The organism is Microbacterium sp. GW823-FHT02G05 (assembly GCF_058797175.1).
Genome location: NZ_JBXAJK010000001.1, coordinates 237,827 through 258,192 on the forward strand (window position 1 = coordinate 237,827; position 20,366 = coordinate 258,192).

General features: G+C 68.1%; 17 protein-coding genes. 9 read left to right on the forward strand and 8 right to left on the reverse strand.

Features of this window, described 5'->3' with window-relative positions:
• Positions 1–59 precede the first annotated feature (59 nt).
• The 5 genes from AC1REM_RS01185 to AC1REM_RS01205 form a co-directional block, all read right to left on the reverse strand.
• Positions 60–1,310, reverse strand: coding sequence for a M28 family peptidase (locus tag AC1REM_RS01185; RefSeq protein ID WP_492512930.1), 1,251 nt, complete (start codon positions 1,308–1,310; stop codon positions 60–62).
• Entirely contained in the window at positions 1,310–2,068 is a 759-nt protein-coding gene (locus AC1REM_RS01190) for an amino acid ABC transporter ATP-binding protein (RefSeq protein ID WP_378788476.1), read from the reverse strand. The genes AC1REM_RS01185 and AC1REM_RS01190 overlap by 1 nt, the downstream gene beginning before the upstream one ends.
• Entirely contained in the window at positions 2,065–3,024 is a 960-nt protein-coding gene (locus tag AC1REM_RS01195; RefSeq protein WP_492512931.1) for an amino acid ABC transporter permease, read from the reverse strand. Before AC1REM_RS01195 ends, AC1REM_RS01190 begins: the two co-directional genes overlap by 4 nt.
• Positions 3,021–3,965 (reverse strand): ABC transporter substrate-binding protein, encoded by a 945-nt coding sequence (locus AC1REM_RS01200; protein WP_492512932.1) that lies wholly within the window; start codon positions 3,963–3,965, stop codon positions 3,021–3,023. Before AC1REM_RS01200 ends, AC1REM_RS01195 begins: the two co-directional genes overlap by 4 nt.
• Positions 3,966–4,038: 73 nt before the next feature.
• Positions 4,039–4,725: a FadR/GntR family transcriptional regulator gene (locus AC1REM_RS01205; protein WP_204938229.1), complete on the reverse strand. Its 687-nt coding sequence runs from the start codon at positions 4,723–4,725 to the stop codon at positions 4,039–4,041.
• A gap of 81 nt (positions 4,726–4,806) precedes the next feature.
• On the opposite strand from AC1REM_RS01205, the gene AC1REM_RS01210 reads away from it, so the two are divergent.
• The 3 genes from AC1REM_RS01210 to AC1REM_RS01220 all read left to right on the forward strand — a co-directional run bounded on the left by AC1REM_RS01210 (position 4,807) and on the right by AC1REM_RS01220 (position 7,956).
• Positions 4,807–5,568, forward strand: a complete 762-nt coding sequence (locus tag AC1REM_RS01210; RefSeq protein WP_492512933.1) for a sulfite exporter TauE/SafE family protein — start codon at positions 4,807–4,809, stop codon at positions 5,566–5,568.
• 126 nt (positions 5,569–5,694) lie between these two features.
• The gene (locus tag AC1REM_RS01215; RefSeq protein WP_492512934.1) at positions 5,695–6,369 is read left to right on the forward strand and encodes a hypothetical protein; all 675 of its coding nucleotides are present in this window, start codon (positions 5,695–5,697) and stop codon (positions 6,367–6,369) included.
• Between the two features lie 138 nt (positions 6,370–6,507).
• Positions 6,508–7,956, forward strand: a complete 1,449-nt coding sequence (locus tag AC1REM_RS01220) for an aldehyde dehydrogenase family protein (protein WP_492512935.1) — start codon at positions 6,508–6,510, stop codon at positions 7,954–7,956.
• Positions 7,957–8,037: 81 nt separating this feature from the next.
• On the opposite strand, the gene AC1REM_RS01225 is transcribed toward AC1REM_RS01220, so the two are convergent.
• Positions 8,038–11,307, reverse strand: a complete 3,270-nt coding sequence (locus AC1REM_RS01225; protein WP_492512936.1) for an MBG domain-containing protein — start codon at positions 11,305–11,307, stop codon at positions 8,038–8,040.
• A gap of 381 nt (positions 11,308–11,688) precedes the next feature.
• Between AC1REM_RS01225 and AC1REM_RS01230 the strand changes: the two genes are divergently transcribed.
• Genes AC1REM_RS01230 through AC1REM_RS01255 form a run of 6 tightly spaced genes read left to right on the forward strand, consistent with a single transcriptional unit; the run spans position 11,689 to position 17,398 of the window.
• Positions 11,689–12,690, forward strand: coding sequence for an amidohydrolase family protein (locus AC1REM_RS01230; protein ID WP_204938232.1), 1,002 nt, complete (start codon positions 11,689–11,691; stop codon positions 12,688–12,690).
• A 30-nt stretch (positions 12,691–12,720) separates the two neighbouring features.
• Entirely contained in the window at positions 12,721–13,737 is a 1,017-nt protein-coding gene (locus AC1REM_RS01235; protein ID WP_204938233.1) for a DODA-type extradiol aromatic ring-opening family dioxygenase, read from the forward strand.
• Between the two features lies 1 nt (position 13,738).
• Positions 13,739–14,407: an RraA family protein gene (locus tag AC1REM_RS01240; protein ID WP_492514460.1), complete on the forward strand. Its 669-nt coding sequence runs from the start codon at positions 13,739–13,741 to the stop codon at positions 14,405–14,407.
• Between the two features lie 11 nt (positions 14,408–14,418).
• Positions 14,419–15,072 carry an RraA family protein gene (locus tag AC1REM_RS01245; RefSeq protein ID WP_492512937.1) on the forward strand — a complete coding sequence of 218 codons (654 nt, stop codon included), beginning with the start codon at positions 14,419–14,421 and terminating at the stop codon, positions 15,070–15,072.
• Complete coding sequence (locus AC1REM_RS01250; protein WP_492512938.1) at positions 15,069–15,737, forward strand: 4-carboxy-4-hydroxy-2-oxoadipate aldolase/oxaloacetate decarboxylase; 669 nt, start codon at positions 15,069–15,071, stop codon at positions 15,735–15,737. Before AC1REM_RS01245 ends, AC1REM_RS01250 begins: the two co-directional genes overlap by 4 nt.
• Positions 15,734–17,398: an FAD-dependent oxidoreductase gene (locus AC1REM_RS01255; RefSeq protein ID WP_492512939.1), complete on the forward strand. Its 1,665-nt coding sequence runs from the start codon at positions 15,734–15,736 to the stop codon at positions 17,396–17,398. The genes AC1REM_RS01250 and AC1REM_RS01255 overlap by 4 nt, the downstream gene beginning before the upstream one ends.
• A 159-nt stretch (positions 17,399–17,557) precedes the next feature.
• On the opposite strand, the gene AC1REM_RS01260 is transcribed toward AC1REM_RS01255, so the two are convergent.
• Positions 17,558–18,946: an aldehyde dehydrogenase family protein gene (locus AC1REM_RS01260; protein WP_492512940.1), complete on the reverse strand. Its 1,389-nt coding sequence runs from the start codon at positions 18,944–18,946 to the stop codon at positions 17,558–17,560.
• A gap of 109 nt (positions 18,947–19,055) precedes the next feature.
• Entirely contained in the window at positions 19,056–20,237 is a 1,182-nt protein-coding gene (locus AC1REM_RS01265) for a PucR family transcriptional regulator (RefSeq protein ID WP_492512941.1), read from the reverse strand.
• Positions 20,238–20,366: the final 129 nt, after the last annotated feature.

The window sequence follows — 20,366 nt, forward strand, 5'->3', positions numbered from 1 at the left end:
GGCGCCCCGAACCCGCCGGCTTCCTTGCCGACGAGCTCGGGACAGTGCGGACTCGTGCGTTACGCCGTCATCGCGGCGAGTGTGACGAGCGCGGTGACGATGGCACCGTGCTTGAGGTCGAGCGGCTCGACCCGGTGCCGGGTGTCGGCTGCCGTGAGCAGCAGACGGCTGCCTGCGGAGTCGTCGTTGTAGCCGCCGATCAGGCGCACTGCCGGAATCCCCGCCGCCAGGAAGTTGGCGTGGTCGGAGTTCGTGGTGTGCGCGTAGATCGGATGCACGGGCGTGCCGCCGACGACGCTGGCCTGACGCAGCAGCTCCAGGATGCGCGGATGCCCCGCCGTCAGCCCGAACAGGCGCGGGTAGCCGACCGGGGTGTCGACGTTCACGTTGCAGTGGATGAGTGAACGCTCTGCCTCGTTCAACGACGCCACGTACTCCGCCGACCCCGTGAGGGCCCACTCCTCGAAGGTGAACAGCGCCAGCGTCAGACCCCGCTCGCTGTCTGCGGCGAGCGGCCCGAGACGGCGGGCGACCTCGAGTACGGTGGCCAGGCCCGACCCGTTGTCCATCGCGCTCTCGGCGAGTCCGTGTCCGTCGATGTGCGCGCTCAGCACGACGTGCTCCTGCGTGCGACCGGGGAAGTGCACGAAGATGTTGCGTCCGGTCCATTCGCCGGGAGTCGCCCGGTTGAACAGGCGCACCCGCGCAGGACCGAACGCCAGCGCTGTCGACAGCTCGCTCGTCGCGTCGTAGCTCAGTCCGAGCGCGGGCATCTCGCCCGGCTCCCCCGCCCCGCCGGAGCCGCTGACGGGGCCGGCGCCCGGCTGGTTGTTGCCGATCAGGAACGCCGCGGCCCCGTAGGTGCGGGCGAGTTCGAGCTTCACGCCGCGATGCACGTGATTCGTCGAGAAGGGGAACTCGTGACGCACGAGAACTGCCTTGCCGGGAATCAGATCGCGCGCGCCCTCGAAGTCGACGGGCGTGCCACGGCCGAGGTCGATGACCTCGAACTCGTCGTCCACCTGCGCGCAGTTCAGCAGCGGGTAGCTCTGCAGCTCGCGACCGCTCGAGACCATGCTCACGCCGTGCTCGTCGCTGCGCAGGCCGGTGACCGTGAACGTCTGCTCACGGTACTCGCCGCCGAGCGCACGCGCGGCGCCCTCGAGGTACGACTGCGCGGCCGTCTCACTGTCGGTTCCGGCCACACGCCCGCCGGTGTCGCACACGGCGGTGAAGTCGGCACCGAGCTGACCGCTCAGCCAGATGTCGCCGATGAGGTCTCGAACGTTGTCGTGCATTTTCTCTCTCATTACAGAACGCTTTCCAGGAACGCGCGGGTGCGCGGATGCTGGGGATTCGCCATGATCTCGCGGGGGTCGCCGTCTTCGACGATGTGGCCGCCGTCCATGAAGATCAGCCGGTCGGCGACCTCACGGGCAAAACCCATCTCGTGCGTCACGACGATCATCGTGGTGTGCTCTGCGGCGAGATCGCGCATGACACCGAGCACCTCGCCCACCATCTCGGGGTCGAGGGCGCTCGTGGGCTCGTCGAACAGCAGCAGCTTCGGCCGCATCGCGAGCGCGCGGGCGATCGCCACGCGCTGCTGCTGGCCGCCGGAGAGCTGCTTCGGGTAGGCATCGCGCTTCTCCGCCAGGCCGACCCGTGCAAGCAGCTGCAGCGCGTGCGCGACAGCATCCGCCTTCTTCTCGCCCCGCACCCCGACCGGCGCCTCGATGATGTTCTCGAGCACCGTCATGTGCGGGAACAGATTGAACGACTGGAACACCATGCCGATCTGCTCCCGCTGCGCGCGGATCTTCTTGTCAGGAGCCGCGTGCAGCCGTCCGCCGCGCACCTCCGCCCCGATCGGGTCGCCCTCGATCGCGATGAGCCCGGCGTCGATCGTCTCCAGGCGGTTGATGCAGCGCAGGAACGTGCTCTTGCCCGAGCCGCTGGGCCCGATCACGCACACGACCTGGCCGCGTTCCATCTCGAGCGAGACGCCCTTGAGCACCTCGTTGCCGGCGAAGCTCTTGTGCACCTCGCGCATGCTCAGGAAGCTCATGCGGATGCCTCCTCTCGGGCGGGCTGCGCAGGTCGTCGGAATCGGATGCCGGTGAGCCGCTGCAGCGAACCGGGTCCGCTCGTGCGCTGAGAGCCGCGCGAGTAGAAGCGCTCCAGCGCGTTCTGCCCGATCATCAGGATCGAGGTGACGATGAGGTACCAGATCGTCGCGACCATGAGCAGAGGGATCGTCTCGAAGGTGCGGCTGTAGATGACCTGCACCGAGTAGAGAAGCTCCGGCAGGGCGATGACCGACACAAGCGAGGTCGACTTCAGCAGCGAGAGCACCTCGTTGCCCGTCGGCGGGATGATGAAGCGCATCGCCTGCGGGATGACGATGCGGCGCATCGTGCGTCCGCCGCTCATGCCCAGGGCCTTGGACGCCTCGATCTGTCCGCCGTCGACCGAGAGCAGACCGCCGCGAATGATCTCCGCCATGTACGCCGCCTCATTGAGGGCGAGCGCCGCGACAGCCACCACGTAGGGCGTCACGAAGTCGTTGACGCTGCCCTCGAAGAAGGTCGGACCGAAGGGGATGCCGATCGAGATCGACGGGTACAGCGCGGAGATGTTGTACAGCAGGACGAGCTGCACGAGCAGCGGCGTTCCGCGGAAGAACCACACGTACGCGCCGGCAACGGCATTGAGCACCTTGTTGTCGGAGACGCGCATGAGCGCGATCACCAGACCGATGATGATGCCGATCACCATCGACACGATCGTCAGTTCGATCGTCTTCCACAGGCCCTGCAGCACCGACCCGGAGGTGAAGTACTGCCAGACCACGTCCCACTCGAAGCGCGGGTTGGTCACGATCGAGACGGCCACGGCGACGGCCAGTGCGATGACCACCACGGTGGCCAGCCACATGAAGGGACGTGGACGCCCGATGACCCGGTAGTCCTTCACCTCGTGAAGGAGTGAGTCAACGGACGCCCGCGGAGCGGCGCTCGTCACTCCATCGCCTCATTGTTCTTGCCGGCCATCGGAACAGCCAGCTGCTGGACGCCGTAGGTGGTGAGGATCTGCTCGTAGACGCCGTCGTCGATGAACTTCTGCAGCGTCGCCTGGATCACCGGGAGCAGTTCGCTCGTCTTCGGGAACGCCATTCCCGACAGACCGCCGCGGAACGGCTCGCCGCTGAGTGTGAGGCGGTCGTTGTCGGTCTGCGCGATGTAGCCGCCCTGCGCGGCAGCCGTGCCGTAGGCGTCGATACGGCCGCTCGTGAGTGCCAGGATGCCCTCGTTGTTGGTCTTGTACGAGAGGATCTCGATCGCCGGCTTGCCTGCGGCGGTGCAGACCTCGTTCTGCTCGGTGAGCGAGATCTCCTCGACGGAGCCGGTCGTCACGCCGATCGCGAGGCCGCAGGCGGTCTCGGGCGAGAGGTTCTTCGGTGCGTCCGCATCGTCCTTCGCGACGATGAACTGCGACCCGCCGCGGAGGTAGTCGATGAAGTCGACCTGCTCCTGGCGCTCTGCCGTGTCGAGCATGGGCGCGAGCGAGAAGTCGTAGCGCTCCGCTGCGAGACCGGGGATCAGGTTCGCGAAGACGACCTGGCGCAGTTCGACGTCGACGCCCAGGGCGTCGCCCATCGCGTAGGCGAGGTCGGGAACGATGCCGACGATGGTGACGCCGTCGGTGTCGTACGACGCGAACGGCTCGCCGATCGTCGCGTCGGTCGCGATGACGAGGGTGCCCTTGTCGGAGACCGCGGCCGGAAGCATGCCGGCGAGCGTCTTGTCGGCGTCGCCCGCCGCTGCGTGGTAGTTGATGTCGGCGGTGTTCGATGACCCACCGGAGGTGGAGCCGGGAGTCGCGGATCCGGTGCACGCAGTGAGGGCGAGAGCGGAGATTGCGAGAGCACTGAGGGTGACGGCGGAGCGGGTGGATCGCTTCATGCGGGTGATGGCTTTCTTGATGTGTGAGGGTGCCCGGTCTCGGGTGGAGGGGCGGAGCGCGGAGCGGGTCGGCTCAGATGCGCCCCACCTCCGCGACGTGCTCGCGCATGAGGCGCGCAGCATCGTCCGGTCGTCCGGCCTCGATCGCCGCAAGGATGGCGCGGTGACCGTTGAGAGACGTGGTGCGACCCTCTGCTGTGGAGTGGGAGGTGCGTCGGAACTCGCTGACCCATTCCGAGGTGGCTCGGCTGAGGGCGAGGATCAGATGGTTGTGAGTGGTCGCCGCGATGGTCTCGTGGAACCGCTGGTCGTACTCGAGGGAGTGCTCCAGCGTGGCCGTCACCGGGTCGAAATCGCACAGGCTCGCGAGGAGGAGCAGGTCGCTGTCGGTGCGACGACTCGCCGCGAGTCCGGCGATCTCGGGTTCGAAGGTAGATCGGAAGTCGGTGACCTCGACGGCCTCGCGCTCGGTCTGCGACATGTCGCGCAGAAGCGAGGACGCCGCGTCCGACGGATCCAGCACGACCGTGCCGGATCCCTGACGACGCCGCACGACACCCTTGAGCGTGAGCTCATGAATGGCCTCGCGGATCGTCGTCCGTGACACGCCGAGCTGCGCAGCGAGGTCGCGCTCCGGGGGGAGCGCGGAGCCTGCAGGAACCGCTCCTGTGCTCACGAGATCCATCAGCCGAGCCGCGATCGCCGTGGCGGTCGCGGTGCGCGGCGTTGCGCTGAGCTGATCCCAATCGATCGATGACATGTGCTGTACGGTAGCAGAATTGGTCGGACCACCCAACCAATCAGCCGATATTCCGTTGCAGCGACTCCGCAGAAGGGCACCATGGATCTCCTCAGCCCTCTCGGCGTCAGCCTGCTCGCCCTGGCCGCGATCGGCGCCGGCATCATCAACACGGTCGTCGGATCCGGGAGCCTCATCACCTTCCCCACGCTCCTGGCGTTGGGGGTCCCGCCCGTGAACGCGAACGTCGCCAACACGGTCGGCCTCGCGATCGGCAACGTTGGCGGCGTCGTCGGCTACCGACGCGAACTCGTCGGCACACGACGCATCCTCCTGCCCCTCATCGCCGTCACGATCGTCGGCGCGGTGGCCGGCGCGCTCGCACTGCTCGCTCTGCCCGCATCGATCTTCCGTCTCGTCGCGCCGGCACTCATCATCGTCGGGTGCATCCTCGTCGCGATCCAGCCGATCCTGAATCGACGTGCATCACAGGAGGCGGGCCACCCGCCGCTCGCCCCGGCCTGGCTGCGCACGCCCCTCACGCTTCTCACCGGCGCGTATGGCGGCTACTTCGGCGCGGCGCAGGGCGTGCTGATCGTCGGCATCCTCGACCTGACGATGCGCGAGGACCTGCAGCGCATCAACGCCATCAAGAACGTGCTGCAGACCGTCGCAGGCTGGGTGGCGACGATCGTCTTCGTTCTGCACATGGCCCTGCCATGGGTCGCGATCGGCGTCATCGCGGCGGGCTCTCTGCTCGGCTCCGCGATCGGCTCGGCGATCGGCCGACGCCTGCCGGCCTGGCTACTGCGCGCAGCGATCATCCTGATCGGCGCCATTGCCGTGGCCTTCCTCCTCGCGTGATCTGAAGTGGGCCTTGTCGGGAGCAATCGCATCCGATATTCTCCATGGGAGCGCTCCCATGCCCGATGGCGAACGCCTTCCGCGCGGAACAGCTGCCTTCGCGCACCCCGAACGTGAGGAGCTCCCATGCCCGCGCCCACCGCCCCGACCACTGCACACGCTCTCGGCCGACGAACGATCCTCCGCGCCGGAGCATGGTCCGTGCCGATCATCGCCACCGCCATCGCGACACCTCTCGCCGCAGCATCCACCTCCACCGCATCGTGCAATGCCGCCGACAACGGCACGGCTCTGACTATCAGTCCCGGCTCCTGGTCGGCCACATCCGGCACCCTCAAGACCGACGAGAATCAGACCGGGTGGTTCGGGACGAACGGTTTCCGCTCCTGGGACAACAATGCCTCGGACACACAGGACGCCGTCGTGACGGCGACGTTCACCTTCGACGCACGCGCAGGCGCCTCGTACAACATCAGTGCCACCGTGCAGGTCGGAGCCGGGAACAGCCCCCTTGGCGTCAGCCGTCAGAATGTCTGGGTCGACGTCGTCTCTTCCGCGGGGGCTCAGAAGCTCGTCGCCGTGCACACGAGCGATGGAAACCCCTACCCCGACAACATCGCCGACCACACGACGCAGTACACCTGGGAGACCAGCCCGCTCCCCTACAGCACGAACTTCGTCGCGCCACTGACCGAGACCGTCACTCTCCGCTACCGATTCACGCTGCTGCCCACGGCCGACGTCAACGATGACATCTGGGTCAACAACCTCGCCGTCACGCAGATCGGATGCAGCATCTGACCCTGCACACTCGACACGGTGTCGGATCCTCCTACGCCGGTTTGCGGCGACGCGGCGGATGTCGGCTCCGCACCCCGCGGATAGCATCGGTGTGACTTCGCGCACGAGCGCGCCCAGCACGGATTGTCGAGGACTGCGATGGAGCGGTGGGACCTGAAACCAGCCGACGGCGGAATCTACTCCGACGGATGGCGCCCCGGCGGCGGCGGCACGCTCGACGTGACCTCCCCCGGTGACGGCACCGCGGTCGGAACGATCGGCATCGCCGATGAGGCCGATGTCGAACGCGCGGGGCTGCGCGCCATCGAAGCACAGAAGGCATGGGGTGCCGCGTCCTACCGTGTGCGCGCCGAGGTCCTGCGCAAGGCCGCGAACGCACTGGAGGAGATTCGCGCCGACGTGGAGCGCGTGCTCGTCCGCGAGAGTGGATCCCTCCCCGGCAAGGCCCACCACGAGGTCGAGAAGGTCATCGACGAGCTGCGCGAGGCCGCAGGGCTCGTGACGATGTCGCAGGGCGACATCCTGCCGGTCGAGGATCCCACAACGATCGGCATCGCCCGCCGTATCCCGGTCGGCGTCGTCGGAGTCATCGCGCCCTGGAACGCTCCGTTCATGCTCGCGATGCGCTCGGTCGCGCCGGCGATCGCTCTCGGCAACGCCGTCATCGTGAAGCCCGACGTCAAGACGGCGCTCTCCGGCGGCGCCGTGATCGCCGAGATCTTCGAGCGCGCGGGCCTCCCTGCCGGTGTGCTGCACATTCTTCCGGGCGGCCCCGAGACCGGCGAAGCCGTCGTGCGCTCCCCGCACACGAACGTCATCTCCTTCACAGGATCTTCCGCCGCAGGCAAGCGCGTCGGCGAGGTTGCCGGAGGCCTGCTCAAGCGCGTCATCCTCGAACTCGGCGGCAACAACGCCTTCATCGTCATGGCCGATGCCGATCTCGACAAGGCCGTCGCCGCGGGCGTCGGCGGCTCCTTCCGCCACCAGGGCCAGATCTGCATGGCCACCGGCCGCCATCTCGTGCATGAGAGCGTCGCCGACGAGTACGTCGAACGTCTGCGGGCGGCCGCGGCCGCCATGCGTCTCGGCGATCCGCTGGCCGAAGGCACGACGCTCGGACCGCTCATCAACGTGCCGCAGGCAGAGCGCGTACAGGGCATCGTGGACGCCGCTGTCGCCGACGGCGCAACCGTCGTGCAGGGCGGCACGCACGACGGCGTCTTCTTCGCCCCGACCGTGCTCGACGGCGTCGGGATCGACAACCCCGCCTTCCAGAGCGAGATCTTCGGCCCCGTCGCCCCGGTGACGCGCTTCTCCACTGAGGAGGAGGCCCTCGCGCTCGCCAACGCCAGCGCCTACGGCCTCTCCGCCGCGATCCATACCCGCGACACCGCGCGCGCCCTCGGCTTCGCCTCCCGTCTGCACGCCGGCATGGTCGCCGTGAACGGGCAGACGATCTACGACGCCGCGCACATCCCGATGGGCGGAATCGGCGCCTCCGGAAACGGCGGCCGCCACGGCGGTCACTGGAACCTCGACGAGTTCACCTACTGGCAGTGGATCACACTGCCCACGATCTCGGGCTGAACCCAGCCTGCGGGCACAAGGAGGCGAGCTGCGCCGAGGGGGTCGGCTCGCCTCCTTTGTCGTGCGCCGGCGAATGTCGGGTCAGACAGCCCTGCGGCGACCGCCCCAGAGGAGCCCGGCGCCCACGATCAGGGCGAGCACGCTGAAGACGGTCCAGGAAAGCGGCGGGGCCTCTGCACCGGTTGCAGCGAGCGCCTGCCCGGCACCGGCGCCGTCCGGCCTCGCGCCCGGGTTCTCTCCCCCACCGTCGCCTCCGTCCCCGCCCGGCTCCGCGGTGGCGGTCTCATACTGCGCCGTCACGGCGTAGAGCCCGAACGTCGACGTCGCAAAAGTGACCGTTCCGCTCTTCACGATCGCCGGAACCTGTTCCAGCACGCCCTCTGAGGCTTCGCGCACAAGGCCGATCGTTTCCCAGCCGTCAAGCGGTGCCCGTGTGAACTCGATCGTCACCGGGCTCTGCGGCTGCCAGGGCTGACCAGTGAGTGTGTCGACGAAGCTGAGGTCGTAGAGAGCAAGCGCGAGCTGGTTCGACGGCGCAAGCGCACCGGCCACCCGCGAGTACGTGGCCGGCGAGCCATCCCAGGTGCGCGGTGTGACAAGCATCCGGATGTTCCAGTTCGCAGCCAACTCCTCACTCGCCGATTCGACGCCGTCTTCGAGATCGTTCTGGTTCACCGGCCCTGCCTGCTGCTGGGCAGCATCCAGCGCAGTGAGCAACGCCGGCGCCACCTGAGCTGCATTCGGCGGGGTCAGCGCGGCGTAGAGGGTGGTTGCCTGCGCAACCAGATCAGCCTCATCGAGAGTCGTCACCGGGTTCGGAATCAGATGCATGAGCGCCTCGAGTTCAGCAACCTCGCGCGCCGGAGCAACCACGAATGTGCCCGGCACGAAGGTGAAGGCGTAGTTCGGGTTCGACAGATCGAGAGTGCCCTGCGTGATGTCGTACGAACCGACCGGGGTCAGGGAGCGCGGCCCGACCGCCGCGAGCGCTCCCGCAAGAGCATCACCCGGGGCGAGGGCGGGATCCGCATCCCAATCCAGCGAGGGCATCCCCTCGCCGTGCACCATCACCTCATCATCGGCCGTGATCGTGACGGGCTGCGGCGCGATCACGAACGTCTGCACGGCCGTGCCCGTGTACCCACGCTGGCCGGTGATCGTGACGCTGCCCACACCGGCGTCGGTGGTGTTCGAGCTGTAGGCGACTGTGTAGTCGCCCGTTTCGAGCACGGTTCCGTCGCCCAGCGTCACCGACGCGATACCGGGCTGAATCGGGGCACCCGTGTACACGAATGGTGCACCGTTCAGCACGACGGCCGCTCCAGCAATGCCCACGGGCGACGGCGCCGGAACAGCGCTCGGGGTCACCACCGCGAAAGCGTGCGAAGCGCTGGTTTCGGCATAGGTCGCGTCTGCGCGCTTCACCGCGGTGATGGTGAAAACCCCCACCGAGCGCAGGGTGACGAGGCCTGTCACGTCGATCGATACGGCAGACGGGTCGCTTGCCTCATATTCCACTTGTCCGGTTCCGGATGCTCCGGAGACCGAGAGCTGGAACTCGTCTCCGACCTCAAACGTGTCGTCCACCCCGTGCAGTTGCATCGTCTGCGCTGCGAGCCCGACGGTCACTGCCACCGGAGCGGACGTCACGGCCGCATAGCCGGAGGCGCCGCCGTAGGTGGCAGTAAGCGTGTGACTTCCCGGCGCCAGATCGGTCAGCGTGAACGTGGAGAGACCGCCGCGCGTCGCATCCGAATCGACGGGCACTCCGTCGACCAGCAGCTCGACGGAGTTGCCATCCGCGGGCAGACCGGGTGCTGCGAGAGTGGCACTCACCTCAAGGTCGTCCGGGAGCACCAGCGAACCCGCCGGATCGGTCGTCAGAGTGAGAACAGGCGTCTGCACGATCTTGACACCGCGCGTGGTGAGTTTGTCCCAGTAGTTCTGAGACCCCACGCGCACGCTGAGAGTTCCCCCGACATCATCCGGAGTGAGGGTGTAGCTCGCGCCGGTCGCGCCCGGGATCGCCCGGTCGTTGCGTTGCCACTGGTAGCTCAGCGCCCCGAGAGGCGCAGGCGAGGTGATCCCGGATGCATCGACCGTCAGCGTCTCTCCGACGGCGGGCGTGCCCCCGATGGACACGGTGCCGGTGAGGTCAGCCAGCGACCTGACAACGGCCGTCGCTGTGGCCCGCTCTTCAGGGTAGGCGTAGTCCTGTGCTTTCTTGCCTCCGACATACGTGGCCACGTACGTGTGCGTCCCCAGCGCGAGACGTGGGAGCGTGCGGTACATGGGCCCATAGGAGTACTTTCCGTCGGCGCCCCGCGACCACACGGTGTCGACGTCGCCGTAGGTGCCCTGGCCGGCGCCGTCCAGGGTGAGAGTGACACGCCCGTACACCGCCTCTCCCGCCTTCGGCCCGCCCGTGATCGTCGAACGGAAAGCCACGGAAGGCCACTGCTGTGGCGACACGGTCGAGCTGGTCATGATCTGCACCTCAACCGGCCGAGGGATCACGATCTTCACCGTTCCGGCCTCGGCCACGGGTCCGCGGTAGGTGCGCATGTCTGTCGGCAGGGTCTCAGCGTCGGTCACTCGGGTGACGCCCGAGACCAGTCCGGTCACGGCGCTGGATCCGGCCGCGCCGCCGCCGCCGCCACTGTTGCCTGCGAGGAAGAGCGCGGCACGGCGACCACCGTCGCCGCCCTTCCCTCCCTGCCAGCCGCCGCCTCCCGCGCCGCCACCGCCGCCCGCTGAGATGTTGGGGGCGGTGCCGCCGTTCACGCCGGCACGCCCGGAGGCCGTCGCCAGCCCCGCACCGGCTCCGGGATGCGCTCCGCCGCCGTTGACTCCGGGGGTGCGACCGGCGCTGCTCACGCTGCCACCCGCACCACCCGCGCCATGACCGGCGCCGGAGCCGCCGGTGCCACCCGCACCACCGCCGCCGCCGGCGACCGCCGCCACGGTGCCGTTGATGAGCAGGGCCGCAGCCCCGCCCCCGCCGCCGCCGTTCTTGCCGTCAAGACTGCTGCCACCGCCCGCACCGCCCGCGGCGTACCCGGCACCGGCCACACGCTGCTGGGCGTTCTTGCCCGCGTAGACCGTGATCCGGTCGCCAGATGCCACGGCGACACGCACCACCATGTTGTCGCCGACGCCTGCGGCGATCTGCGGCATCGTCGACCCGCCGTTCCCTCCACGCAGACCCACATAGATGGTGCTGACGCCGGACGGGACGATCCAGTCTGTGCCCGACGCGCTCTCGAAGATGAACTCCTCCTGCGGAGCGGGCGAGGCGAGCGCCGCATGCGCCGGTGCGGCGCCGCCAAGGATGAGTGCCGATGCTGTCATCGCCGCGCACGCGACAGTGGCGATGAGGGTCAGCAGGCCTCGTCGGGGCGCTCTGTCAATCCGACCTGATGCTCCTGACATGACGTCCTCTCGCGTGATGGGTGGTGACGGCGAGCGCCACGGAATGAACACCCCAAAAGTCTACTTTGGACAGAGTCCTTTCTTGAACTCTATCCAAAGTTTGCGGCCTGCACCCTCACCACCCGCAGGAATCCGGCCTTTCCGACACGGTGTCGGAACGCCCCGAAGGAGATTCCCGCAGGACGCCGATCCGTACGAAGGTGACCCTCACCTAGCGTCGAACCATCAGCCTCGACCGTCGTTGCGGACGGCTCGCAGGATCACAGGTTCGCAGACCTATCGACGACGAAGGAGTCACTCGTGATCATCGATGCCCACGCGCACATGACCGCTCCCGACAGCTACTACGCCTGGAAGGCCTCGCTGCTCGCGGCCCGCGGATCGCACGGCGGCAAGCCCCCGGTCATCAGTGACGACGCCCTCATCGAGTCGTATCACGCGCCGCACCCCAGCTTCGGCCACGCATCGCACATGCAGCACATCGACGGCGCAGGCATCGACGTGCAGCTGATCTCGCCGCGTCCGTTCCACATGATGCACAGTGAGCGCCCCTCGAAGATCGTCGAGTGGTTCACCGAAGAGACCAACAACATCATCCACCGCACCACCGAGCTCTTCCCGGGACGCTTCAAGGGCGTCGCCGGCATGCCGCAGAGCCCGGATCTGACGCCCGAGCAGTGGACCAAGGAGCTGCGTCGCGCCGTGACCGAGCTGGGCTTCGTCGGCGCCATGCTCAACAGCGACCCGCACGAGGGCACCGAGACGCCGCCGGCACTCGGCGAGCGCTACTGGTACCCCGTGTACGAGGCCCTCTGCGAGCTGGATGTCCCCGTGCTGCTGCACTCCGCCAGCTGCAAGCCGCCGGCACGAGAGCCCTACAGCCTGCACTTCATCCAGGAAGAGACGGTCGGCGTCTGGAGCCTCATCAACTCGCAGGTGCTGCAGGACTTCCCCGACCTCAAGGTCATCGTCTCGCACGGTGGCGGCGCGATCCCCTACCAGGTGGGTCGCTTCCTCCCCTCCGTCGTACGCACCGGGGTCTCGTACCTCGACAAGCTGCGCAAGCTCTACTTCGACTCCTGCCTCTACACGCAGGAGAGCCTGGAGCTGCTCATGAAGGTCGTCGGCACCGACCGCGTGCTCTTCGGCTCGGAGAAGCCGGGAACCGGCTCGCAGATCGACCCGGAGACGGGCCGCTGGTTCGACGACATCCACCTGCTCATCGACGACATCGAGTGGCTCGACGCCGACAGTCGCGCCGACGTCCTCGAGAACAACGCCCGCTCGCTTTTCCGCCTCTAAGCATCCGAAGCATCTGAGAAAGGACCGACCATGACCGAGATCGTCGCCGGATTCGGCACCTCGCACGGACCCCAGCTCAAGGCCGCACCGCCTGAGGCCTGGGAGACTCGCGGCACCGCAGACCGTCGCAGCAAGGGCCTCAAGTTCCGCGGAGGCACATACACCTTCGATGAACTGCGCGCTGAGCGAGAGGACTTCTCGCACGAGATCACGCACGACGTGATGCAGCGCCGCTGGGACAGCTGCCAGGGCTCGATGGACGCCGTCGCCGAGTACATCAAGGCGCAGGACGTCGACGTGCTCGTGATCGTCTCCAGCGACCACAAGGAGACCTACGGCGACGAGTGGCTCGCACCGTTCTCGGTGTTCTGGGGCGACGAGGTCGCACACGTGCCGTTCACGCAGGAGCAGCTCGACGAGATGGCCCCTGGCCTCGCCGAAGCCGCCATGGGCGATGTGCCGGACCACACGATCATGCGGCCGACGCACCGCGCGCTCGGCAAGCACATCATCCAGTCGACGCAGGCCGAGGACTTCGACACCGGCGCCACCGAGATCATCCCGGCCGGCCGCTACGAGAACTACTCGATCCCGCACGGCTTCGGCTTCATCTACCAGCGCTTCATGGGCGAGGACTCGACCATCCCCATGGTGCCGATCTTCATCAACACGTTCTGGGAGCCGAACCCGCCGAGCGCCAAGCGCTGCTATGACTTCGGTCGCGCGGTCGGTCGTGCGATCCAGTCGTTCCCCGGTGACCTGCGCGTGGGTGTCGTCGCCTCCGGTGGCCTCAGCCACTTCGTGATCGACGAGAAGCTCGACACCGAGTTCATCGAAGCGATGAAGAACCATGATGCCGAGTACCTGTCGTCGGTTCCCGCATCCGAGATGCACTCGGGCGCCTCGGAGCTGCGCAACTGGATCGCCGTCGCCGGCATCGCCGACGAGGTGGGCCTGCAGGTCACGAACGTCGACTATGAGCCCTGCTACCGCACGGAAGCCGGCACCGGCAACGCGATGGGCTTCGTCACCTGGGGGCGTGCCTGAGATGACCGCAACACCGGCAGAGATCATTGCGGCGCTGCGCGCGCTCGACAGCTGTGCGATCTCGGATGCGCTCGACACCCTGGGCCTTCCGGGAGCCGTGACGGCTCTGTCACCCATGTGGCCGGTGGGATCCGTCGTGGCGGGGCGCGTGCGCACCGTCACGGCGGCCCCCAAGGCCGCAGCGGGACCCGCAACGCACATCGCCACCCCGCTCGTCGCAATCTCCGAGAGCGATGACGTCGTCGTCATCGACAACCACGGACGCACGGATGTCTCGTGCTGGGGTGGCCTGCTCGCCGAGGCCGCCACTCAGCGCGGCGTCGCCGGCGTCATCGTCGACGGCGCCTGCCGCGATGTACAGGAGAGCGAGGCGCTCTCGCTGCCGCTCTTCGCCCGTCAGGCCGTGCCGGTGAGCGCGCGCGGTCGCATCGTGCAGCAGGCGATGGACGAGCGCATCCAGATCGCCGGCGTCTCCGTCGCCTCCTTCGACTATGTGATCGCCGACGTCAATGGCGTCGTCTTCGTGGCCGCCGATCATGCCGTCCGCGTGATCGAGCTCGCCCAGCGCATTGCTCAGCGCGAGGCGCTCATGGCCGACGCCGTCCGTAGCGGCCGCGACGTCAGCGAAGTCATGCACGATTCCCAGTTCCCCACCGTCACCGCGGAGTAAGAAGCACCACCATGAACGACACCCTGCTCGCGCGCTTCGGCGCCCTCGGCACCGCCACCGTCTCCGACGCCCTCGACAAGCACGGCCGCCCCGGCAGCCTGCTCGGCATCGCCCCGCTCGCCGACGACCAGCACATGGTCGGCCGCGCCTTCACCGTCCGCTACGTCAGCGCGCAGGTTCCGGCGGGCACGGTCGGTGACTTCATCGACCAGGTCGAGCCGGGCCAGGTCGTCGTTCTCGACAACGACGGCCGCGTCGACTGCACGGTGTGGGGAGACATCCTCACCGCCGTCGCCCACCACCGTGGCATCGCCGGCACCGTCATCGAGGGCGTCTGCCGCGACACCCACCGTGCACTCTCGGTGGGTTACCCGATCTTCAGCCGGGGGCGCTTCATGCGCACCGGAAAAGACCGCGTCGAGGTCGCAGAAGAGCAGGGTCCCGTCACGATCGGCGGCGTCACCGTGCGCCCCGGCGACATTCTGCTCGGCGATTCCGATGGCGTCGTCGCGATCCCGCAGGACCTCGAGAACGAGATCCTCGCGACCGCCGAGATGATCCACGCCCGTGAGGAGTCGATCGTCGAGGCCGCGCTGAACGGCGCGACGATCGCCGAGGCACGCGCCCAGTTCGGCTACCACGACCTGCAGCGGGCCGACGCATGAGCGAGGTCAGCATCCAGAACGAGGTCGACGAGCTCCTTCGCCTCGGCAGCGCGACGCTCTACGAGGCATCCGGCCTGGACTGCTTCCTCGACGCCGCCTTCCGCCCCTCCTGGGAGGGCGCGACGATCGTCGGACGGGCATTCCCCGTCTCGGCGCAGATCGGCGACAACCTGGCCCTGCACCACGGCATCGCCGAGGCCGGCGAGGGCGATGTGCTCATCGTCGACGGCGGCGGCGCGCGCTTCGGCTACTGGGGCGAGGTGATGACCGTGGCCGCGCAGGCCAGAGGCATCCGCGGTCTCATCATCGACGGCGGCGTCCGCGACACTGCGCAGATGGCCGCCCTGGACTTCCCCGCATTCAGCACGTCGATCTCGATCCGCGGCACCATCAAGCAGTGGCCCGGAACCGTCGGCCTGCCGGTGACGCTCCGCGGCCGTGTGATCCGCCGCGGTGACATCGTCGTCGCGGACCGTGACGGCGTCGCCATCTTCCCCGCCCGTGCCTACGGCCGCGTTCTCGACGCCGCCCGCCAACGCGCCGAGAAGGAAGAGGTCTACATGGAGCGTCTGCGCAACGGCGAGACCACTCTCGACGCCTACGGATTCCGCCACCTCGGTGAGCCGCTGCGCGATACAGACGAAGTGGAGGCGATCGCACGATGACCGCCACAGCGTACGACGCCGACGTCCTCATCGTCGGCGCGGGCCCGGTCGGGCTCGTCGCCGCGCTCGACCTCAGCGCCCGCGGCATCTCGACGATCGTGGTCGAGGAGCGTGAGTTCCTCGAGCCGCCGAACGTGAAGTGCAACCACGTCGCCTCGCGCACCATGGAGGCCTTCCGTCGCCTCGGCCTCGCCGCGGAGGTGCGAGCATCCGGTCTCCCGAGCGACTACCCGCAGGATGTCGCCTTCCGCACGTCGCTCACGGGCCCTGAGCTCTCGCGCATCCCGATCCCGGCGAGCGGCGAGCGCTACACCTCGACGGTGGGCCCGGACACGACGTGGCAGACGCCCGAACCGCCGCAGCGGATCAACCAGACCTTCCTCGAGCCGATTCTCGCCCGTCACGCGGCGGAGGCGCCCGGGGTGACGCTGCTGAACCGCACAAGCTTCGTGTCGGTGTCGCAGGACGCGGACTCCGCGGCCATCGTCGTGACCGACCTCGACGGCACGAACGAACGCACCCTGCGCGGGCGCTACGTGATCGGCGCGGACGGCGGACGCTCGCAGGTCCGCAAGCAGATCGGCTCGAAGCTCAGCGGCGACCCGGTGCTGCAGAACGTGCAGTCCACCTGCGTCCGCTCCGCCGAGCTGTACGGCATGATGACCGCGGAAGAGCCTCGGGCCTGGGGCTACTACACCTCGAACCCGCGCCGCTCCGGTCACGTCTACGCGATCGACGGCGAAGAGGTCTTCCTCGTGCACACCTACCTCTCGCCGGAAGAGGCCGAGAACGACTCGGTGGATCGGGATGCCGCGATCCGGGCGATCCTCGGCGTCGATGCCGATTTCTCCTACGAGGTGATCTCGAAGGAAGACTGGGTCGCTCGTCGTCTGCTCGCCGACCGCTTCCGCAAGGACCGCGTCTTCATCGCCGGCGACGCCACCCACCTGTGGGTGCCGTTCGCGGGCTTCGGCATGAATGCGGGCATCGCGGATGTGCTGAACCTCACCTGGCTGCTCGGCGCACACCTCAACGGCTGGGCGGATGCCTCGATCCTGGACGCCTACGAGTCAGAGCGTCGCCCGATCACCGAGCAGGTCTCGCACTTCGCGATGAACCACCAGCAGAAGCTCGCGAAGCCCTCGCTGCCGGAGAACCTCGAGGAGGACTCCCCCGAGGGCGAGGCCGCGCGCCGCGCTTACGGCGAGGCCATGTACGCGCTCAACGTGCCGCAGTTCGCCGCGCAGGGCCTCAACTACGGCTATGCGTACAACGACTCTCCGATCATCGCGTACGACGGGGCGGAAGCGCCGGGCTACTCGATGGGCGAGTACACGCCGTCGACGGTTCCCGGATGCCGGGCCCCGCACTTCGTGCTCGCGGACGGCACCTCGGTGTACGACCAGTTCACGTCCGGGTACACGGCCATCGCAACGCCGGGAGCCGACACAGCAGCCCTGGTGGCGACGGCGGCAGAGCGGGGCATCCCGTTCCGTGTCATCGAGGTCGAACCCTCGCTGCTGCCCGAGGCCTACGCGCACCCGGTCACGATCGTGCGCCAGGACCAGCAGGTCGCCTGGCGCGGAGTCGGTGCGGATGCCGCCGAAGCAGCCGAGCTCTGGGAGCTGCTGCGCGGCGCGCGCGTCGCGGTCTCTGCCTGACGAGGCGTACACAACTCCTCCGGAAACATCGCCACAGCGAAGGGTGCCAGCGGAATTCCGCGGGCACCCTTCATGCGTCTCTCCGTTTTAGAGGAGTTATGAACGCAGAAGGGGCGGGCCTCCCCCGAAGCCCGCCCCTTCTGTGTTCCTCCGCGCCGTTCAGCGGCGGATGACCTTGGTGGCCGCCATCGCCTTGAGACCTTCGACTCCGAACTCGAGGCCGTAGCCCGACGCCTTGGTGCCGCCGAAGGGAATGGAGGGGTCGACGCCGCCGTGCTGGTTGATCCAGACCGTGCCGGCCTCCAGACGCGCGGCCACCTGGACGGCGGCATCCGCATCCGGACCCCAGACCGAGGCCCCCAGCCCCTGCTCGAGACCGTTCGCGCGGCGCACTGCATCGTCGACATCGCTGTACTTGATGACGGGCAGAACCGGGCCGAACTGCTCCTCATCGACGATCGCGGCGCCGTCTTCGACATCGGCGATGATCGTCGGACGGTAGAACAGCGGACCGAGGTCGGCGGCAGGCGCCCCGCCCGCGGCGATGCGCGCACCGCGCTCGCGTGCGTCCTCGACGAGACGGGAGACGATCGCGAACTGGTCGGGGTTCTGCACCGGTCCGAGGCGATTGGTCTTGTCGTGGCCCGAGCCCATGGGAGCGGCGTCCGCTCGCTCGGCGAGTGCGGCGACCATCGGCTCGTACACCGACTCGTGCACGTAGACGCGCTTCAGCGCGGCGCACACCTGCCCCGTGTTCATGAACGCGCCCCAGAAGAGCTTGTCGGCGACGGCGTCGACATCGGTGCCCGGCAGGACGATTCCGGCGTCGTTGCCGCCGAGCTCCAGTGTGAGGCGCGCGAGGTTGTTCGCCGAGCTCTCGACGATACGTCGGCCGGTCGCGGTCGATCCCGTGAAAACGATCTTCGCGATGTCGGGGTGCGCGGCGAGGGCGGCACCTACCTCACGGTCGCCGGAGATCGCCGTGATGACCCCCTCGGGCAGGTGCCGACGGAAGATCTCGACGAGGGCGAGCACGCTCAGCGGCGTGTACTCGGAGGGCTTGATGACGACGGCGTTGCCCATGCGCAGTGCGGGCGCGATGTGCCAGACGCCGATCATGACCGGGAAGTTCCAGGGGCCGATCGAAGCCACGACGCCGAGCGGCACATAGTGCAGCTCGGAACGGGAGTCACCGTCCTGCGCGAGCACCTGCGGTTCGAGCACGATGTCGGCCGCGGCGCGCAGCCAGTGTGCGGCGCCGTGAGCCTCGCCTTCGCCGCCGACCTTGCCCTGTTCGTGGGTGATGATCTCGCCGAGCTCCACCGCGCTCGCGTCGATGTCGTCGGCGATCAGGCGCAGCAGGCGTGAGCGCTCCGCGTGGCCGAGCGCGGCCCATGCGGGTTGTGCAGCCTGCGCTGCGGCGACGGCCGCGTTGAGTTCGCCGACGGTCTGGATCGGCGCGTGACCGATGACCTCTCGGGTCGCGGCGTCGAGGATCGGACGCCCGCGATCGGCGTCGACCGAGACGGATGACAGGAGTGCGTTCATGGGATTCCCTCCGCAGGCGTGGGCTCGGCATCAGCGCCGGCCAGATCACATCAATTCAATATAGTCAATTATTCGGGAGTGCTCCACCGCGTGCGAGTGGATGCCGCGCTCAGCGCAGGCCGGCCAGCGTCGCGATGCGCAGTGCGGTGTGCATCTCGCGGCGCACCGCCCCGTCTGAGAGGTCCACCTCGGCGATCGCGCGCACGCGATCCAGACGGTAGTAGAGCGTGCTGCGGTGCACATGCAACTGCTGCGCCGTGCGCTGGGCGTCGCAGCCGTAGTCGAGATACGCCTCCAGCGTCTGGGCGAGATCCGGGCCCGACTGCGCCGTCAGCAGACGCTGCAGAGAGACCGGAAGATCGCCGACGGTGAGATCCGTGAGCGGCAGCTGCAGCAGCATCCGATCCAATCCCAGCTCATCCCAGAGCGCCACACCCGCATGCCCGGGATCGACCACCGCGCCGCGCGCAGCGATCCGCGCCTCCCGCAGCGAGCGATACGCATCCGTGAGCGGCGCGTGCGCCCCTCCGACACCCGCGCGCAACCCCGAGAACGCCTGCACTTCGAGCAGCGCACCGAGCTTGCTCGCGTCGATTTCGTAGGGCACGACGAGCACGGCCTCACCCTCGATGACCGCACCGACAGCCTTGAGCGACGGAAAGACGGGGATCATGACGAGCGCACGATCGAGCACGAGGCGCATGGTCGCCGCACTCGACTCCGCGACGGACGGCGCCTGGATCGAGATGACCGTGTAGTGCGGCACGGGTGCGATGAGCGCCGCCGTGAGCAGTTCATCCGCGGCGCGGGCACGCTGCCCCTCATCCCCCGTGAGCAGTCCCGTCACGAGGCGCAGACTGCGGTCCTCGTCCTCGCGGATTCCGAGCGCCATGGCGGCCAGGATCACACCGATCTGCACCCGCCCCTCGCGGGTCGCCTCATTGTCGAGCACGGCATCCTCATCGACATCCGGATGCAGCAGATCTTCCGGAATCGTCGACGAGATGTATCCGACGAGGTGGCCCTCATGGCGGACGGGCGCGACCTGACGGGCCTGGCCGCCATTGATCGGAGGGATGCGCACAGGACCCTCGGCATAGCCGACGCGGTACTTGCGGATGGACTCCTTCGCACGCGAGGAGCCCTTGTGCGACAGGATGATCGCGAGCCGGGCGTGGTCGACGTCACGATCATGCACGCTGAAGGCGACGACGTTGAGATCGACGTCGAACACGATGATCGGTCGCCCCAGTTGGTCGGCGTAGGCCTGAACATGCCCTTCGAGATTCATCGATCACACCTCTCTATGACGCGCCGGCGCATCGGACTCCAGTCTAACGGCGGCCTCATCACCGCCCGTTCCGCTGCGGTTGCACCCACGTCTCGCATCGGTCTATATTCAATATAGTCAATTATGCGA

Excerpts from the sequence above, each read along its gene's own strand:
- AC1REM_RS01185 (WP_492512930.1), bottom strand. The coding sequence starts at position 1,310 with ATGAGAGAGAAAATGCACGACAACGTTCGAGACCTCATCGGCGACATC.
- AC1REM_RS01190 (WP_378788476.1), bottom strand. The coding sequence starts at position 2,068 with ATGAGCTTCCTGAGCATGCGCGAGGTGCACAAGAGCTTCGCCGGCAAC.
- AC1REM_RS01200 (WP_492512932.1), bottom strand. The coding sequence starts at position 3,965 with ATGAAGCGATCCACCCGCTCCGCCGTCACCCTCAGTGCTCTCGCAATC.
- AC1REM_RS01205 (WP_204938229.1), bottom strand. The coding sequence starts at position 4,725 with ATGTCATCGATCGATTGGGATCAGCTCAGCGCAACGCCGCGCACCGCG.
- AC1REM_RS01210 (WP_492512933.1), top strand. The coding sequence starts at position 4,807 with ATGGATCTCCTCAGCCCTCTCGGCGTCAGCCTGCTCGCCCTGGCCGCG.
- AC1REM_RS01215 (WP_492512934.1), top strand. The coding sequence starts at position 5,695 with ATGCCCGCGCCCACCGCCCCGACCACTGCACACGCTCTCGGCCGACGA.
- AC1REM_RS01220 (WP_492512935.1), top strand. The coding sequence starts at position 6,508 with ATGGAGCGGTGGGACCTGAAACCAGCCGACGGCGGAATCTACTCCGAC.
- AC1REM_RS01225 (WP_492512936.1), bottom strand. The coding sequence starts at position 11,307 with ATGACAGCATCGGCACTCATCCTTGGCGGCGCCGCACCGGCGCATGCG.
- AC1REM_RS01235 (WP_204938233.1), top strand. The coding sequence starts at position 12,721 with ATGACCGAGATCGTCGCCGGATTCGGCACCTCGCACGGACCCCAGCTC.
- AC1REM_RS01240 (WP_492514460.1), top strand. The coding sequence starts at position 13,739 with ATGACCGCAACACCGGCAGAGATCATTGCGGCGCTGCGCGCGCTCGAC.
- AC1REM_RS01245 (WP_492512937.1), top strand. The coding sequence starts at position 14,419 with ATGAACGACACCCTGCTCGCGCGCTTCGGCGCCCTCGGCACCGCCACC.
- AC1REM_RS01250 (WP_492512938.1), top strand. The coding sequence starts at position 15,069 with ATGAGCGAGGTCAGCATCCAGAACGAGGTCGACGAGCTCCTTCGCCTC.
- AC1REM_RS01255 (WP_492512939.1), top strand. The coding sequence starts at position 15,734 with ATGACCGCCACAGCGTACGACGCCGACGTCCTCATCGTCGGCGCGGGC.
- AC1REM_RS01260 (WP_492512940.1), bottom strand. The coding sequence starts at position 18,946 with ATGAACGCACTCCTGTCATCCGTCTCGGTCGACGCCGATCGCGGGCGT.
- AC1REM_RS01265 (WP_492512941.1), bottom strand. The coding sequence starts at position 20,237 with ATGAATCTCGAAGGGCATGTTCAGGCCTACGCCGACCAACTGGGGCGA.